The organism is Amycolatopsis kentuckyensis, assembly GCF_002155975.1.
GTDB classification, from domain to species: Bacteria; Actinomycetota; Actinomycetes; order Mycobacteriales; family Pseudonocardiaceae; genus Amycolatopsis; species Amycolatopsis kentuckyensis.
In genome coordinates this window covers 1-16,541 of sequence record NZ_MUMI01000019.1, presented here as the reverse complement: position 1 = coordinate 16,541, position 16,541 = coordinate 1, and the positions used below count along the sequence as shown (strand labels likewise).

The 16,541-nt window shown below is 71.7% G+C and carries 7 protein-coding genes and 2 tRNA genes; 4 read left to right on the top strand and 5 right to left on the bottom strand.

Features of this window, described 5'->3' with window-relative positions; translation table 11 throughout:
• Nucleotides 1-305: 305 nt before the first annotated feature.
• Nucleotides 306-4,943, top strand: a complete 4,638-nt coding sequence (locus CCN39_RS01675) for a HAMP domain-containing protein (protein ID WP_086838034.1) — start codon at nucleotides 306-308, stop codon at nucleotides 4,941-4,943.
• 14 nt (nucleotides 4,944-4,957) lie between these two features.
• Here the strand turns inward: CCN39_RS01675 and CCN39_RS01670 are convergent.
• Nucleotides 4,958-5,031 (bottom strand) — tRNA-Gly (locus CCN39_RS01670).
• A gap of 80 nt (nucleotides 5,032-5,111) precedes the next feature.
• Between CCN39_RS01670 and CCN39_RS01665 the strand changes: the two genes are divergently transcribed.
• Nucleotides 5,112-5,185: transfer RNA gene (locus CCN39_RS01665), tRNA-Pro, on the top strand.
• 340 nt (nucleotides 5,186-5,525) lie between these two features.
• Nucleotides 5,526-7,475: a DUF6541 family protein gene (locus CCN39_RS50015; RefSeq protein ID WP_158104475.1), complete on the top strand. Its 1,950-nt coding sequence runs from the start codon at nucleotides 5,526-5,528 to the stop codon at nucleotides 7,473-7,475.
• Between the two features lie 24 nt (nucleotides 7,476-7,499).
• On the opposite strand, the gene CCN39_RS01655 is transcribed toward CCN39_RS50015, so the two are convergent.
• Nucleotides 7,500-8,261, bottom strand: coding sequence for an alpha/beta fold hydrolase (locus CCN39_RS01655; protein WP_086838032.1), 762 nt, complete (start codon nucleotides 8,259-8,261; stop codon nucleotides 7,500-7,502).
• On the bottom strand, nucleotides 8,258-9,052 hold the full coding sequence (locus tag CCN39_RS01650) for an NAD(P)H-binding protein (RefSeq protein WP_086838031.1): 795 nt from the start codon (nucleotides 9,050-9,052) through the stop codon (nucleotides 8,258-8,260). Before CCN39_RS01650 ends, CCN39_RS01655 begins: the two co-directional genes overlap by 4 nt.
• Before the next feature lie 66 nt (nucleotides 9,053-9,118).
• Between CCN39_RS01650 and CCN39_RS01645 the strand changes: the two genes are divergently transcribed.
• A complete protein-coding gene (locus tag CCN39_RS01645; RefSeq protein WP_086838030.1) occupies nucleotides 9,119-9,484 on the top strand; it encodes a winged helix-turn-helix transcriptional regulator in 366 nt (121 codons plus the stop codon).
• Between the two features lie 34 nt (nucleotides 9,485-9,518).
• Here CCN39_RS01645 and CCN39_RS01640 read toward each other — a convergent pair whose 3' ends face one another.
• On the bottom strand, nucleotides 9,519-11,090 hold the full coding sequence (locus CCN39_RS01640) for a carbohydrate-binding protein (RefSeq protein WP_086838029.1): 1,572 nt from the start codon (nucleotides 11,088-11,090) through the stop codon (nucleotides 9,519-9,521).
• Nucleotides 11,091-11,201: 111 nt separating this feature from the next.
• A partial coding sequence (locus CCN39_RS01635; protein WP_279629554.1) for a type I polyketide synthase occupies nucleotides 11,202-16,541 on the bottom strand: 5,340 nt, incomplete at its 5' end.

The window sequence follows — 16,541 nt, the reverse complement described above, 5'->3', positions numbered from 1 at the left end:
GGGCCGCCGGGTTCGCCCAGCGCACCGTTCCGGTGTCGTCCTGCAGGAACACCGCATCCCGGACATCCTCGAGGACGGCCCGCCCGAAGGCGTCGAAGCCCGGCGGCCCGCCGTCACCGGTCATCGGCGGCAGGGCCGCCGAGGCCGGGGCCGGACGTGACACCATGCACGGACCTCCTGCCTCCGGACTGCTGTCGCACGGCTACCGCGTGAGCGGGCGGGCTGGCTCGAAGTGTAGGGCGAAGCATGGCACGCTGGGTCGACGACCATGGCTGGCGCATGCGTGGTGGAGAGGGTCGGCACACATGACAACGGAATCCCAGAGCGAAGCGGCCGCGTTGGAGCGGGTGCTGGTCGCGGTGCGGGATCTCGGGGACGGCAACTTCCGCCGGCGGCTCGTCCCGCACGGCGACGGCATCTCGGCGCAGCTCGCCGTCGCGTTCAACGACATCGCCGAGCGCAACCAGCGGCTGGTCAGCGAGCTGCTGCGGGTCCGCGCGGCCGTCGGGCAGGAAGGCCGCCTCAGCGAGCGGCTCGAAGGGCAGGTCGGCACCGGGGGCTGGACCACCGCCGTCGACGCCGTGAACGGCCTGGTCGAGGACCTCACCCGGCCGGCGATCGAGCTGGAGCGCGTGCTCGGCGGGGTCGCCGACGGCGACCTGTCCCAGCCGATGACGCTGACCCTCGACGGGCGCCCGCTGCAGGGCGCATACGCCACGCTGGCGAAGACGGTCAACGGCCTCATCGCCCAGCTGTCGCGCTTCGCCGCCGAAGTGACGAGGCTCTCCCGCGAAATCGCGGGTGAGGGACGTCTCGGTGGCCAGGCGGTCGTCCCGGGCGTGTCGGGCACCTGGCGCGACCTCACCGACTCGGTCAACTTCATGGCCGACAACCTCACCGAGCAGGTCCGCAACATCGCCCAGGTCACCACCGCCGTCGCCCGCGGCGACCTGACCCAGAAGATCAACGTCGACGCCCGCGGCGAGATCCTCGAGCTCAAGAACACCATCAACACGATGGTCGACCAGCTCTCGGCGTTCGCCGACGAGGTCACCCGCGTCTCCCGCGAGGTCGGCTCGGACGGCAAGCTCGGCGGCCAGGCCCAGGTGCCGGGCGTCGCCGGGACGTGGCGCGACCTCACCGACTCGGTCAACCTGATGGCCGACAACCTCACCGACCAGGTCCGCGGGATCTCGCAGGTGGCGACCGCGGTGGCCAACGGCGACCTGACGAAGAAGATCGACGTCGACGCCCGCGGCGAGATCCTGCAGCTCAAGAACACCCTGAACACGATGGTCGACCAGCTCTCGGCGTTCGCGGGCGAAGTCACCCGGGTGGCGCGCGAGGTCGGCAGCGAGGGCAAGCTGGGCGGGCAGGCGGAGGTGCCCGGCGCGGCCGGGACGTGGCGCAGCCTCACCGACTCGGTCAACCAGATGGCCGACAACCTCACCGACCAGGTCCGCAACATCTCGCACGTGACCACGGCGGTGGCGAAGGGCGACCTGACCCAGAAGATCACCGTCGATGCCCGCGGCGAGTTCTTCGAGCTCAAGACGACCATGAACACCATGGTGGACCAGCTCTCGGCGTTCGCCGACGAAGTCACCCGGGTGGCGCGCGAGGTCGGCACCGAGGGTCAGCTGGGCGGGCAGGCGCAGGTCCCCGGGGTCGCCGGCACCTGGCGCGACCTCACCGGGTCGGTGAACTTCATGGCGAACAACCTGACCACCCAGGTCCGCAACATCGCCCAGGTCGCGACCGCGGTCGCGCGCGGCGACCTGACCCAGAAGATCGCGGTCGACGCCCGCGGCGAGATCCTGGAACTCAAGACCACGCTGAACACGATGGTGGACCAGCTGTCCGCGTTCGCGGACGAAGTCACCCGAGTGGCGCGCGAAGTCGGCACCGAAGGCAAGCTCGGCGGCCAGGCGGCCGTGCCGGGGGTGGCCGGGACCTGGAAGGACCTCACCGACAACGTCAACTCGATGGCGAACAACCTGACCGACCAGGTCCGGAACATCGCCACGGTGACGGCGGCGGTCGCGAAGGGCGACCTGACGCAGAAGATCACCGTCGACGCCCGCGGCGAGATCCTCGAGCTCAAGACCACGCTGAACACGATGGTGGACCAGCTGTCCGCGTTCGCGGACGAAGTCACCCGAGTGGCGCGCGAAGTCGGCACCGAAGGCATCCTCGGTGGTCAGGCGCGGGTCCGCGGCGTCGCGGGCACGTGGAAGGACCTCACGGACAACGTCAACGTCATGGCCGACAACCTGACCGACCAGGTGCGCAACATCGCCACCGTGGCGAGCGCGGTGGCCAACGGCGACCTGTCGAAGAAGATCCGGATCGAGGCCCAGGGCGAGGTCGCGGCGCTGGCCGAGACGCTGAACGGCATGGTCGAGACGCTGCGCGCGTTCGCCGACGAGGTCACCCGCGTCGCCCGCGAAGTGGGCACGGAAGGCATCCTCGGCGGCCAGGCCCGCGTCCCCGGGGTGGCCGGGACGTGGAAGGACCTGACCGAGAACGTCAACTTCATGGCGCACAACCTGACCAGCCAGGTGCGCAACATCTCGCAGGTCACCACCGCGGTCGCGAAGGGCGACCTGACCAAGAAGATCGACGTCGACGCCCGGGGCGAGATCCTCGAGCTCAAGACGACCATGAACACGATGGTCGACCAGCTCTCGGCGTTCGCCTCCGAGGTCACGCGCGTCGCGCGCGAGGTCGGCACCGAGGGCAAGCTGGGCGGCCAGGCCGAGGTCGACGGCGTGTCGGGCACCTGGCAGCGGCTCACCGAGAGCGTGAACCAGCTGGCCGGGAACCTGACCACCCAGGTCCGCGCGATCGCGCAGGTGGCGACCGCGGTGACGGCGGGCGACCTGACCCGGCACATCACGGTCGACGCGTCCGGTGAGGTCGCGGACCTCAAGGACAACATCAACCAGATGATCGCGAACCTCAAGGAGACGACGAGGACCAACCGCGAGCAGGACTGGCTGAAGACGAACCTCGCGCAGCTGTCGGGCCGGATGCAGGGCCACCGCGACCTGGTGTCGGTCGCGGCGCTGATCCTGTCCGAGCTGGCCCCGCTGGTCCGGGCGCAGCAGGGCGCGTTCTTCCTGGCCCGCGACGACGACCGCGACGGCACGGTGCTCGAGTGCATCGCGGCCTACGGGCTCGCGGAGTCCCGCGCGGGGCTGCGGTTCGCGATGGGCGAGTCGCTGATCGGCCAGGCCGCCGTCGACCAGCGCACGGTGCTGGTGCACAACGCGCCGCCGGAGTACGCGCTGATCTCGTCCGGGCTCGGCTCGGCCGCGCCGGTGAACCTGATCGTGCTCCCGGTGCTGTTCCAGGGCGAGGTGCTCGGGGTGCTGGAGCTGGCCTCGGTGAACGAGTTCAGCACGGTCCACCAGGACCTGCTGGAGCAGCTGCGGCACACGATCGGCGTCAACGTGAACACGATCCTGTCGAACTCCCGGACGGAGGCCCTGCTGACGGAGTCGCAGCGGCTGGCCCAGGAGCTGCGGGCGCGCTCGGAACAGCTGCAGGCCCAGCAGGGCGAGCTGCGGCGGTCCAACACCGAGCTGGCCGAGAAGGCGGCGCTGCTGGCCCAGCAGAACCGCGACATCGAGGTCAAGAACAGCGAGATCGAGCAGGCGCGCCAGGAGCTGGAGGAGCGGGCCGGGCAGCTGACGGTGGCGTCGCAGTACAAGACCGAGTTCATGGCGAACATGTCGCACGAGCTGCGGACGCCGCTGAACAGCGCGCTGATCCTGGCGAAGCTGCTGTCGGAGAACCCGGAAGGGAACCTGACGGAGAAGCAGATCCAGTTCGCGAAGACGATCTACGCGGCGGGATCGGACCTGCAGCAGCTGATCAACGACATACTGGACCTGGCGAAGGTCGAAGCCGGCCGGCTGGACATGCAGATGTCCGACATCACGCTCCCGGAGCTGGTGGACTACGTCGAGTCCCTGTGCCGCCCGCTGACGGCGGACAAGGGCCTGGAGTTCGCGGTCCACATCGACCCGCCGGTGCCCGGCAGCGTCCACACCGACGAGCACCGCCTCCAGCAGATCCTGCGCAACCTGCTGTCGAACGCGGCGAAGTTCACCGACGAGGGCAGCGTCCGGCTGCACATCCGGGCGGCGGACCCGGCCGAGGTGGAGCAGGAGTCGCTGCGCAGCGCGCCGGGAATCATCGCCTTCGCGGTCGAGGACACCGGGATTGGGATCCCGGAGGAGAAGCTGGCGGTCATCTTCGAGGCGTTCCGCCAGGCGGACGGCACGACGAGCCGCAAGTACGGCGGCACCGGCCTCGGGTTGAACATCAGCCAGCAGCTCACGGAGCTCCTGGGCGGCGAGCTGCGCGTGGTGAGCGAGCCGGGTGTCGGATCGACGTTCACCCTGTACCTCCCGGTGGCGGCGGCCAACCTGGTGGACCCGGCCCTGACGGCCCTGTCGTCCCCCCGCCTGCCGGCGGTGCCGAGCACGGTCCTGGTGGCGGCCCCGGACGTCACCCCGAAGCGCTTCCACGGCGAAAAGGTCCTGATCGTCGACGACGACCTGCGGAACGTGTTCGCCTTGGCGGCGGTCCTGGAGCAGGCGGGCCTGGAGGTGATCTACGCGGAGACGGGCGTCGACGGCATCCGGGCCCTGGAGCGCAACGAGGACACGGCGCTGGTCCTGATGGACGTGATGATGCCGGAGCTGGACGGCAACGCCACGATCGCGGCGATCCGCGCGGAAGCGGCCAACGCGGACCTGCCGGTGATCGCGGTCACGGCGAAGGCGACGGCGGAGGACCGGGCCAGGACTCTGGCCAGCGGCGCGGACGACTACATCACGAAGCCGGTGGACACGGACAAGTTGCTGGACGTGATCGCGGCCTCCCTGGAGGCGGACGCCGCATCGACCCGCGACGCCGCCTCACCGGCCTGAGCCCGTGGAACTTCTGGAGCGGGTGACGGGAATCGAACCCGCGTAGCTAGTTTGGAAGACTAGGGCTCTACCATTGAGCTACACCCGCGTGCCCCCGGAGGTACCCGGGTGCGTCGCTAGCTTAGCGTGACCCGCTAGGCTGATCACACACCCCCCTGGGGGTGGACCCGGGATGTGGCGCAGCTTGGTAGCGCATCCGCTTTGGGAGCGGAGGGTCGCAGGTTCAAATCCTGTCATCCCGACCCGATTCGGGGGTGGGCTCGCGCCGGTGCGCTTGCCCGCCCCCTTCATCTTCGTGGGGCCGAGCCCCACGATGCCCCAGGCGTCTGCCGGGAGCTCTGCCGCGACGAATCCGGCGAGCGTCGGCGTGGATTGTCCAGTCGATGTCATGTTTTGCTGCCACCTTGAGCAGTGCCGATGCCTTCGATTTCCTGCCGCGGAATCCGTGGGTTTTCCGGACCTTTTGCTGCGAATTCGGCAATTCACTCGGGGTGCGTAACCTTCTGTCGCTTGTGGGCGATGAGGCCAGCGGGCCTGGTGGATCCGTTCTGGCGACAAAGGTCCGTACGAGGGGGTTCGACCGTGTCCTGGCTTGGTGCCGTGCCGATGGTCCTGCTGTGCGGTGCGCTTCTCGTGCTGCCCGGGATTCCTTTCACTTACCTGCTCGGGCTGCGGCGGCTGGCCATGGTCGCCCTCGCCCCCGTCGTCGTGGTGGGCGTTGTGTCGGTGACGGCCGTGGTCGCTTCGAAACTCGGGCTTCGGTGGTCACCACTGTTGTTGCTGGGGGTTTTCGCCGGATCCGCGGTCGCTTTCGGCGTGGTGGTGCTGGCGCTGCGCAAACGGCTGCCACCGCCTGCCCGTGGTGACCGGCTTCCCGTTGTGCGGGCGGCCCTGGCCGGGCTCGGCCTCGCCCTCGTGGTCGGCGTGCTCACCGTACGCGCGGCCATCGGCAGCCCGGAAGAACTGGCGAAGACCGATGACTCGTCCTTCCACTACAACGCCGTCGCCACCATCCTGAACACCGGTGACGCGTCGACCCTGATGATCGACACCCTCGGGGTGCCCGATCGCGTCCGGGGTTTCTACCCCGCGGGCTGGCACGACCTGGGCTCCCTGTTCGTCATGATCACCGGTATCTCGGTGCCGGCCGCCGCCAACATCCTCTCCGTCACCATCGCGCTCGTCGTCTGGCCACTGGGCTGCGTGCTGCTGGTGCGGCAGCTGGCGGGGCCCTCGCGGGCGGCAGTGGGCCTCGCCGGCCTGCTCAGCGTCGCGTTCGGGGCGTTCCCGTGGGAACTGCTCGGCTGGGGCATCCTGTGGCCCAACCTGCTCGGGCTCTCCCTGGTGCCGGCCGGGGTGGCCGTCGTCGTTTCGATGGCCGGGCTCGCCGAAGACGACGTGATCGGCCGCGGCCGGGCCTGGCTGCTGGCGCCCGTGCTGCTGACGGCGGTGGCCATCGCGCACCCGAACGCGGTGATCAGCCTCGCCGCGATCACCGTCCCCGTGGCCGTCGTCGGCTTGGCGCGAGCCGCCGCCCGGCGGTACCGGGCCGGTAGGCGCGCACCGGCCGCCTTGTTCGCCGCGCCGATCGTGCTCGCCGCACCGCTGTACTGGCTGGTCGTCGTCGAGTGGGGCGTGTTCGCGGGACCCATGAGCGCGGATTCGGCGCCCTTCGAGTCGCCTTCCCAGGCGCTCGGCGAGGTGCTGACCGGGGCGACCAACCACAACGGCGCCGGCTGGGTCCTCGCCGCGCTGGTGGTCCTGGGTGCCGTGTCGTGCTTCCGGCAGCGCTCCCGCCGGTGGCTGGTGGCCGGGCACGTCATCTCCGGCGGGCTGTACGTGCTCGCCGCGGGAGTGCCCGGCGCGACCCGCCGGATCTTCACCGGCTTCTGGTACACCGACTCCCACCGGCTCGCCGCCATGCTGCCGATCACCGGCGTCCCGCTCGCGGTGATCGGCGTCCTCGCGGTGGTCACGGCGTTGCGCGGCCGGCTCGCGCCGGACGGCGCGGCGCGACGGCTCGGGCCCGCCGCCGTCCCGATCGTCGCGGCCGCCGCCCTGCTCCTGGTGACCGGCGGCCTGCACTTCGCCGACCACCGCAACCGGGTCCTCGCCGCGTACCCCAAGGCCACCCCGCTGGTGAGCCAGGACGAGTACGCCCTGTTCACGCGGATCGGCCGGCAGACCGAACCGGGCACCATCGTGGCCCAGAGGCCGTACAACGGCAGCCCGGTGGTGCTGGCCCTGACCGGCCGCCAGGTGCTGTTCCCCCAGCTCAACCTGGGCCGGCTGACCGCGGACCAGGTGTACCTGGCCCAGCACCTCAACCAGGCGGCGAGCGACCCGAAGGTGTGCGAAATCGTCAACCGGCTCCAGGTCCGGTACCTGCTGGCCAACGTCACCGTCAAGGGCAGCATGTGGGAAGGCACCGGCTACCCGGCGCCGTCGGCCGGGTTCCGCGAGCTCGACCGAGGCGGCGCGTTCAGGCTGTACCGGGTCAGCCCGTGCGACCGGGAAACCGACGCACGCTGACCGTGGTGCGGGTCGGCCGTGGACCTACGCCTGGAGACCCGCCACCCACTTCGCCAGCGTCTCCGCCAGTGCTTCCGGCTGGTCCTCCGGCGTGTGGTGCCCCGCCTTTTCCGGCCGCCGCAACACTTCCAAGGCCGCGAACGTCGAAGCGCACCACTCCACCATCGACGGCGTCAGCATCGTGCCGTAGTCCGGCTCGAACGTCACCAGCAGCTTGGGCACCGCCGGAGAAGACGCCAGCCAGCGGCCGAACGCCTCGATCCGGGACACCACCGCGGCCGGCTCGCCGCCCAGGGGCATCGAGCGGGTCCACTGCAGGACCGGGCGGCGGTCCTGGAACGCGTACTCCGGCGGCAGGAAGTCCTCGATGAGCGACTCGCCCACACCCGGCGTCTTGAGCGCCCGGAACAACTCCGCGCCCGCCGGCGGGAACTCCTCCCACGTCATCGGCTTCAAGACCGCTTCCGTGAACGCCAACGCCCGGACCCGCGACGGGTGCCGGGACGCCCAGTCCGCCGCCAGCGCGCCGCCCCAGTCGTGGCCGATCAAGACCACGTCGGTCAGTTCCAGGGCGTCGAACCACTCGTCCAGGTGGCGGGCGTGGTCGTCGAAGGTGTAGGCGATGTCCGGCCGCGGGGAGTCGCCCATGCCGATCAGGTCCGGGGCCAGGCGCCGGCCCGGCAAGGACGGCATCACGTTGCGCCACAAGTAAGACGACGTCGGGTTGCCGTGCAGGAACACCAACGGCGAACCCGTGCCGAACGAGCGGTAGGCCAGCTCGGTCACTTGAACACCCCCGCGAATCGCGACGCCCACTCGGTGAACGGGCGCGGCGGGCGGCCCAAGACCCGCGCGATGTCCGGGCTCACCTCCTGCTCCGCCGGTGTCGGCGCGCCGAGGACGTCCAGTGTCACGTCCACGACCTCCGGAGGCATGAAGCCCAGCATGAGCGCGCGAGCCTCTTCGCGGGTCTGCGACACGAACCGCACCGGCTCGCCGATGGCCGAACCGATCGCCGCCGCCTGCTCGCGGGGCGTGATCGGGGCCGGGCCCGTCAACACGTACGACTTGCCCGCGTGGCCGTCCTCGCGCAGCGCCGCGGCGGCTACCGCGGCGATGTCCGACGGGTCCACCACCGGCAGGGCCACGTCGGCGAACGGGGCGACGACCTCGCGTGCCGACCGGATGCTTTCCACCCACTGCAGCGTGTTCGAGGCGAACCCGCCCGGCTGGAGCAACGTCCACTCCAGACCCGAGCGGCGCACCGAGTCCTCCAGCACCGCCGGGTGCCGACCCGTCGCGACCCCCTGGGACGACAGCACGACCACCCGGCGGACGCCCGCCGCCTTCGCGCGGCCGAGGACGTCGTCCAGCGGCACGAACGCGCCCGAAACCAGCAAGAACGCCGCCGACACTCCCGAAAAGTCCTGCGAAGCCAACTCTCCCCGTCGCACCACGACTCCCGGAGGCGCCTCCGAGATGTGGCGGGACACCGCCGTCACCTCTTCACCCGCCTCGGACAGCATCCGCACCAGCGGTGCCCCGACATTTCCCGTCGCTCCCACAACCATGATCATGGGAACGACACTACATTCGGCGGTATAGTAGGTACCTAGAGGAAAGTATTGGCTGGAGGCCCGAAAGTGACCGAGACCACACCCGAGCTGGCCTGCCCGATCGCCCCGGTCGTCGACATCGTCTTCAGCCGGTGGACGACGCCGATCCTGTGGGCGCTCAACGAGTTCGGGCGCCAGCGGTTCGTCGAACTCGAACGCCGCATCGCCACGATCACCCCGAAGGTGCTCACCCAGCGGCTGCGGCAACTGGAACGCGACGGCCTGATCACCAGGACCTACCACGCCGAGGTCCCGCCACGCGTCGAGTACGAGATCAGCGAGCTCGGCCGCAGCCTCGGTCCGCTGTTCGCCTCGCTCTCCGCGTGGTCGGGCAACCTCGGCAAGGTCGAAGCGGCCCGGCAGGCCTACGACGGGCGCAGCTCCGCCAGGTAGGCCTCCGGGCCGAACCCCGGGAGTCCCGGCGAAGTCACGGCGAAACGTCCAGGTAGTCGAGGTTCGCCGGGCCGTCGGCCGTCGTCGCGGTCAGGCGGATCGTGTGCGAACCCGACGGCACCGACAACGACCTGGCCACCGTGCTCCACGTCGTCCAGGCACCGGTCGCCGGGAACGGCACGCCCGCGGCCACCACCGCGCCGTCCACCGAGATGTCCACCGGACGCGCCGCCGCCGTGCCGTTCGCGTAGCCGAACGTCAGTGCCGACGCCGGTCCCGTCACCTGCCACTCGACGTAGCTGCCGACGGCGTTGGCGCCGTTCGCGAAGCCGGTTCCGGAGAAGCCCGCGTGGTTCGAATCCACCGTGCCGCCCGCCGAAACCGTGGCCGACTCGGCTTCGTAGCGCGTCGAGGAGCCGCCGGCGCGGGACACGCGGTACAGCACCGTCGCGTGCGAGGGCACCGACGCGCTGATCGTGCCGGTGGTCGTCCGGGTGGCCTTGCTCCACAGGTCCTTCAGCGCGTACGAGGACGCGCCGCCGATCCCGGTCGCGGACGCCGTCGTGCTGATCGTCGCCGTCGCGCCCGTTTCGTTGGACAGCGCCACCGCGCGGTCGCCGTCGGCGAGGACCTTGCTGTAGACGACGAGGCCGGCGTTCGCGCTCAGCACGGTCGCCTGCTTGCCCAGCGGGTCCTGGTCGAGCGCGATGACGTCGGTGTTCTTCAGGATCGAGAAGTTGTCGTCCGACACCTTGCGCAGGTCGCTGCCGATCAGCAGCGGCGCCGCCATCATCGCCCAGAGGCTGAAGTGCGTGCGGTACTCCGTCGCGGTCATCCCGCCGTTGCCGACCTCCAGCATGTCGGGGTCGTTCCAGTGGCCGGGGCCGGCGTACTGGGCGAGACCGCGGTTGGTCTGCGCCTTGCCGATCATGCTCGACCACTTGTCGGAGATGTCACCGGTGGTGCGCCACAGGTTCCCGACCGGCGCGGCCCAGGTCCACGGCTTGTTCTGCCCCCACTCGCAGATGGAGTACGCGATCGGCCGGCCGGACTTCGCGAGCGCGTCGCGCATCGCCTTGTAGCGTTGCTGCGCGTCGACACCCTGGTTGTTGCAGTTGTCGTACTTCAGGTAGTCGACACCCCAGGAGGCGAACAGGTTCGCGTCCTGCTGCTCGTGGCCCAGCGCGCCCGGGAAGCCCGCGGTGTTGCAGGTCTTCGTGCCGGCACTGGTGTAGATGCCGAACTTGAGGCCCTTCGCGTGCACGTAGTCGGCGAGCGCCTTGATGCCGCCGGGGAACCGCGCCGGGTCGGGCACCAGGTTCCCGGCCGAGTTGCGGGACGGCAGCGCCCAGCAGTCGTCGATGTTGACGTAGGTGTAGCCGGCGTCCTTCAGGCCTTTGCTGACGAAGATGTCCGCGATGCCTTTGATCATCGTCTCGTTGAACTCGGCGCGGCACTGCGTCGAATTCCAGTTGTTGAAGCCCATCGGCGGCGTGCGCAGCAGGCCGTTTTCGAGGGCCGACGCCGTGGGCGAGCCCAGGACGAGACCGCTGGCCGCGATCGCGAACGCGGCGGCCGCGCTCGCGATGCGCCGGAGTGAAGACATGCGTGCTCCCGGAGGTGAGGGTGGAGGACCTCCGGTTAGTAAAAGTTCCTTCCAATCGGGGCGTCAAGGTTTGGTGCACGAAACATCAGATATGACACCGGATCATCCCGGTCATCGGCACGCCGCGGGCAGCTCCTCCACCAGCCAGGTGTGGAGCTGCCGGGCCGCGTCCGCCACGTCCTCCCCCGTTTTCAGGGTGAGGACCGGAACCCGCGGCTCGGCGACAGCGGCGCCGAACAGCCGCAGGTAGGCACCGACGGCCGTCAGCTCGGCGTCCGTCGCGGTCTCGGGCAGCTCGTCGAACTCGACCTCCGCCGGGTCGGCGAGGACCACGCCGGTCGCGCCGGCGGCGTCCGCGACGGCGGCGGCGAGCAGGGCACCCGAGCCGGACCCGAGCACGACGAACGGTTCGCCGTCCGCCTGGGCGCGGATGGCTTCGGCCGCCGTCGTGACCAGCGTGTCCAGGTCGGCGGGAGCGGGTGCCTCGCCGTCGAACCCCGGTGCGGGCACCAGCCACGTCTCGCGGACGCCGTCGAAGCGCGCGGTGACGTCCTCGCACCAGCGGGTCGAGCCGGTGAGCGTGCCGAACGCGAACAGCAGCGGCCGGGACGCGCCCGTCGTCGCGCGCCGCAGCCGGGGCGTCCACGGGGACGCGGGCAGGAACTGCGCGGCCGCGCCGAGGAACGTCCGGAACTCGGCCGTGCGGCCGGTTTCCCGGGCCGTCCGGAGCAACGTCCCCAGCGAGCCGCCCGGGTTCGCCGGGGGCAGCGCGACGGTGGCCAGCAGGTGCCCGGCCAGTTCGCCGACCGTCGGGTAGTCCCAGACCAGCGCGGCGGGCAGCTCGAGGCCGGTCGCCGCACTGATCCGGTTGCGCAGCTCGACGACGCCGAGGGAGGTGAACCCCAGTTCGGCGAACGCGGACTCCGGCTCGACCGCGTCGGCGGACGGGTGCCCGAGCGTCGCCGCGACCTCCGACCGGACCCAGTCGAGGAGCCACGCCGGCCGGTCGGCGGCCGGGAGGTCCGCGAGACGTCCGGTGATCGGCTCGGCCGCCGGCGCGTCGCCCGGTTCGGGGGCCGCCGGCTCCGGCAGCACCGCGTCGAGCCAGTAGCGGCGCCGCTGGAAGGCGTAGGTGGGCAGGTCGACCCGGACGGCCCCGGGGAAGAACGGCGCCCAGCCGACGTCGACCCCGTGCACGTGAGCAGTGCTCAACGCCGAGAGCAGCGCTCTCTCTTCGGAGCGGTCGCGCCGCAACGCCGGGACAGCGACGCAGTCCTCGCCGAGGGTGTCCTTGACCATCGCGCTGAGCACGCCGTCGGGGCCCAGCTCCAGAAATGTCGTCACGCCTTCGGCGTCGAGGGCGCGAACGGCGTCGGCGAACCGGACGGCCTCGCGCACGTGCCGCACCCAGTAGTCGGCGGTGAACGGCGAAGCGAGAGCACCGCTCACATTCGAGAGCACCGGTATCTCGGCCGGGTGGTACGTCAACGACTCCGCGACCGCACGGAACTCCGCCAGCATCGGGTCCATCAGCGGCGAGTGGAACGCGTGGCTCACCGTGAGCCGCTTGGTCTTCGGGAACCGAGCCGCGATCGCCAGCACCGCGGCTTCCTCGCCCGAGACGACCACCGACGCCGGGCCGTTCACGGCCGCGACGGAGACGCCCTCGGTCAGCTCGATGTCGGACTCCGGAGCGGCGATCGAGACCATCGCCCCGCCGGCGGGCAGGGCCTGCATCAGCGAGGCCCGCGCGGCGACCAGCGTGCAGGCATCGGACAGGGTCAGGACGCCGGCCACGTGGGCGGCCGAGATCTCGCCGATCGAATGCCCGGCCACGAAGTCCGGGCGGACACCGAACGATTCGACGAGCCGGTGCAGCGCGACCTCGACGGCGAACAGCGCGGGCTGGGTGAACTCCGTGCGGTTCAGCAGCTCGGCGTCGTCGAACGCCCCACGCAGGTCCGGGAAGTGCGCGCAGACCTCGTCGAAGGCCGAGGCGTACACCGGGAACCGCTCGTACAACGAACGGCCCATGCCCACGCGCTGCGCACCCTGGCCGGTGAACAGCACCGCCAGCCGGCCGGGCCGTTCGCGGCCCACGACGACGTTCGCCGCCGACCGCCCGTCGGCCAGCGCGGCCAGTCCGCTCGAGAGCTCGTCGGCGGTACTGCCGTACACGACGGCCCGGTGGGAGAACCGGCCGCGGGACACCAACGACAGCCCGACGTCGGCCGGGTGGTCGGTGACGTCCGCCAGCCGGGCGGCCTGCGCCCGCAGGGCAGCTTCCCCTCGCCCGGACAACACCCACGGCAGGACCCCGGTTTCCCCGCGCTCGGGAACCACCGCCGGCACGGCAGGTGCCTGTTCGAGGATCGCGTGCGCGTTCGTCCCGCTGACGCCGAACGACGACACCCCGGCCCGCCGCGGCCGGTCGGAAACCCACTCGCGCGACTCGGTCAGCAGCTCCACCGCACCGGCCGTCCAGTCCACATGGGACGAAGGCGTGCCGGCGTGCAACGTCGGCGGCAGCACGCCGTGCCGCATCGCCATGATCATCTTGATCACGCCCGCCACACCGGCGGCCGCCTGCGTGTGCCCGATGTTCGACTTCAGCGAGCCGAGCCACAGCGGCGTGGCGCGGTCCTGGCCGTAGGTCGCCAGGATCGCCTGCGCCTCGATCGGGTCGCCCAGCGTCGTGCCGGTGCCGTGCCCCTCGACTACGTCCACTTCGGACGGTTGCAGCCCGGCCCCGGCCAGCGCGGCGCGGATCACCCGTTGCTGCGAAGGACCGTTCGGCGCGGTCAGGCCGTTCGACGCGCCGTCGGAGTTCACCGCCGTGCCGCGGACCACCGCGAGCACCGGGTGCCCGAGCCGCCGGGCGTCGGAAAGCCTTTCCACCGCGAGGATTCCGGCCCCTTCGCCCCAGCCGGTGCCGTCGGCCGCGTCGGCGAACGACTTGCACCGGCCGTCGGCGGCCAGGCCGCGCTGCCGGCTGAAGTCGATGAACACGCCCGGCGTCGAGAGCACCGTCACGCCGCCCGCCAGCGCGAGGTCGCACTCGCCCTGCCGCAGCGACTGGCACGCCAGGTGCAGCGCCACCAGCGACGACGAACACGCCGTGTCCACGGTGATCGCCGGGCCTTCCAAGCCGAACGCGTACGCGACGCGGCCGGACGCCACGCTCGCCGAGCTGCCGGTGCCGAGGAACCCCTCGACCCCCTCGGGCACGGCGAGCGGCCGGGACGCGTAGTCGGAGTACATCACGCCGGTGAAGACGCCGGTCCGGCTGCCGCGCAACGACTCCGGGTCGATGCCCGCGCGTTCCAGTGCCTCCCACGACGTCTCCAGGAGCAGCCGTTGCTGCGGGTCCATGGCGAGCGCCTCGCGGGGCGAGATGCCGAAGAAGCCCGCGTCGAAGTCGGCCGCGTCGTAGAGGAACCCGCCTTCCTTGGCGTAGCTGGTGCCGGGGTGGTCCGGGTCGGGGTCGTAGAGCGCGTCGGCGTCCCACCCGCGGTCGTCCGGGAGGCCGCCGATCGCGTCGCGGCCCGCGGCGACGAGGTCCCACAGGTCCTCCGGGCTCCGGACCCCGCCGGGGTAGCGGCAGCCGATGCCGACGACGACGATCGGGTCGCCGTCCACCCGGCGCTCCCGCACCACCACCGGCGCGGCCTCGCCGGACACCCGCTCGACGACGTACCGGGTGAGCGCCTGCGAGGTCGGGTGGTCGAAGACGAGCGTCGCCGGCAGCCGCAGCCCGGTCTCGGCGGCAAGGCGGTTGCGCAGTTCCAGGGCGGTCAGCGAGTCGAACCCGAGCTCCTTGAACGCGCGGGCCGGTTCGACGGCGGTGCCCGACGCGTACCCGAGCACGCCGGCGACGAGCCCGCGGACGAGGTCGAGGACCTGCCGGACGCGGTCGTCCGCGCCGAGCCCGGCCAGCCGCTCGGCGAACGACGACTTCGCGGCCGCCGCCGTCGCCTGCCGCCGGGCCGGGGGCAGCAGGCCGTGGAGCAGCGCGGGGAGCACCGGTCGGCGGCGCAGCGCCGCGAGTTCGAGCCGGACCGGCGCGAGCACGGCCCGGTCCGCGGCGACGGCCCGGTCGAACAGGGCCAGGCCGAGTTCGGTGTCCAGGGGTGTCATGCCCGCGCCGGTCATCCGGTGGCGGTCGCCGTCGGCGAGGTGGCCGGTCATCGAGCTGGCTTCGGCCCAGAGCCCCCAGGCCAGCGACACGGCGGGCAGGCCGCGGGCGCGGCGGTGCTGGGCGAGCGCGTCGAGGAACGCGTTCGCGGCGGCGTAGTTGGCCTGGCCCGCGCCGCCCGCGGTCGCGGCGAAGGAGGAGAACAGGACGAACGCGGAGAGGTCCGAGGTGAGTTCGTGGAGGTTGCGCGCCGCCTCGGCCTTGGGCCGCAGGACCGCGTCCAGGCGTTCCGGGGTGAGGGATTCGACGACGCCGTCGTCCAGCACCCCGGCCGCGTGCACGACCGCCGACACGGGGTGCCCGGCCAGGACCGCCGCCAGCTGCTCGCGGTCGGCGACGTCGCAGGCGACGGCCGTCGCGGCGGCGCCCAGCTCGGTGAGTTCGACGGCGAGCCGCGCGGGTTCGCGGCGGGACAGCAGCAGGAGCCGCCGGACGCCGTGACGGGTGACCAGGTGCCGGGCGATCAGGCCGCCGAGCAGGCCGGCCGCGCCGGTGATCAGCACCGCGCCGTCGCCCCAGTCCGGCGAACCGTCCGCAGTGGACGCTCGGGCCAGCCGGGGAACGTGCCACTTCCCCGCGCGCAGGGCCAGCTGGGGTTCCCCGATCGGCAGTTCCGCCGGGACCTCGTCGGCGTCGACGAGCACGAACCGGCCGGGGTTCTCGGCTTGGGCCGACCGCACCAGACCGGTCACGGCCGCGGCGGCGAGGTCAGTCACGTCTTCGCCGTCCACCGAGACCGCGCCCGTGGTGTGCAGGGCCAGGAGCCCTTCGGAATCGAGCCACTCCTGAAGCCGTTCGAGGACCGCCGCGGTCACGTCCCGCACCGGACCGTCCGGGACCCGGAACACGGTGAACTCGCTGGTCAGCTCGGTGACGGTGGGCTCGGGCCAAGTGACCTCGAAGAGCGCGTCCGGGGTGGTGCCGGTCCGGGCGGGCGCCCGCAAGGCCAGCGAGCGGACCACGCCGACCGGGGCGCCGGTTTCGTCGGCCAGGGTGAGCGCGACGGCGTCGCCGGACGCCGGTGTCAGCGCCACCCGCAGGACCGTCGCGCCGGTCGCGGTCAGCGAAACGCCGCTCCACGCGAACGGCAGCCTCGGCCCGTCGGCCGCTGCCGGCGCGCCGAACCCGGCCGCGTGCAGGGCCGCGTCCAGCAGCGCCGGGTGCAGCCCGAACCGGCCGGCCTCGCCGCGCAGGGCCTCGGGCAGCTCGACCTCGGCGAAGACGTCGGAGCCGCGGGTCCACGCCGCGCGCAGGTC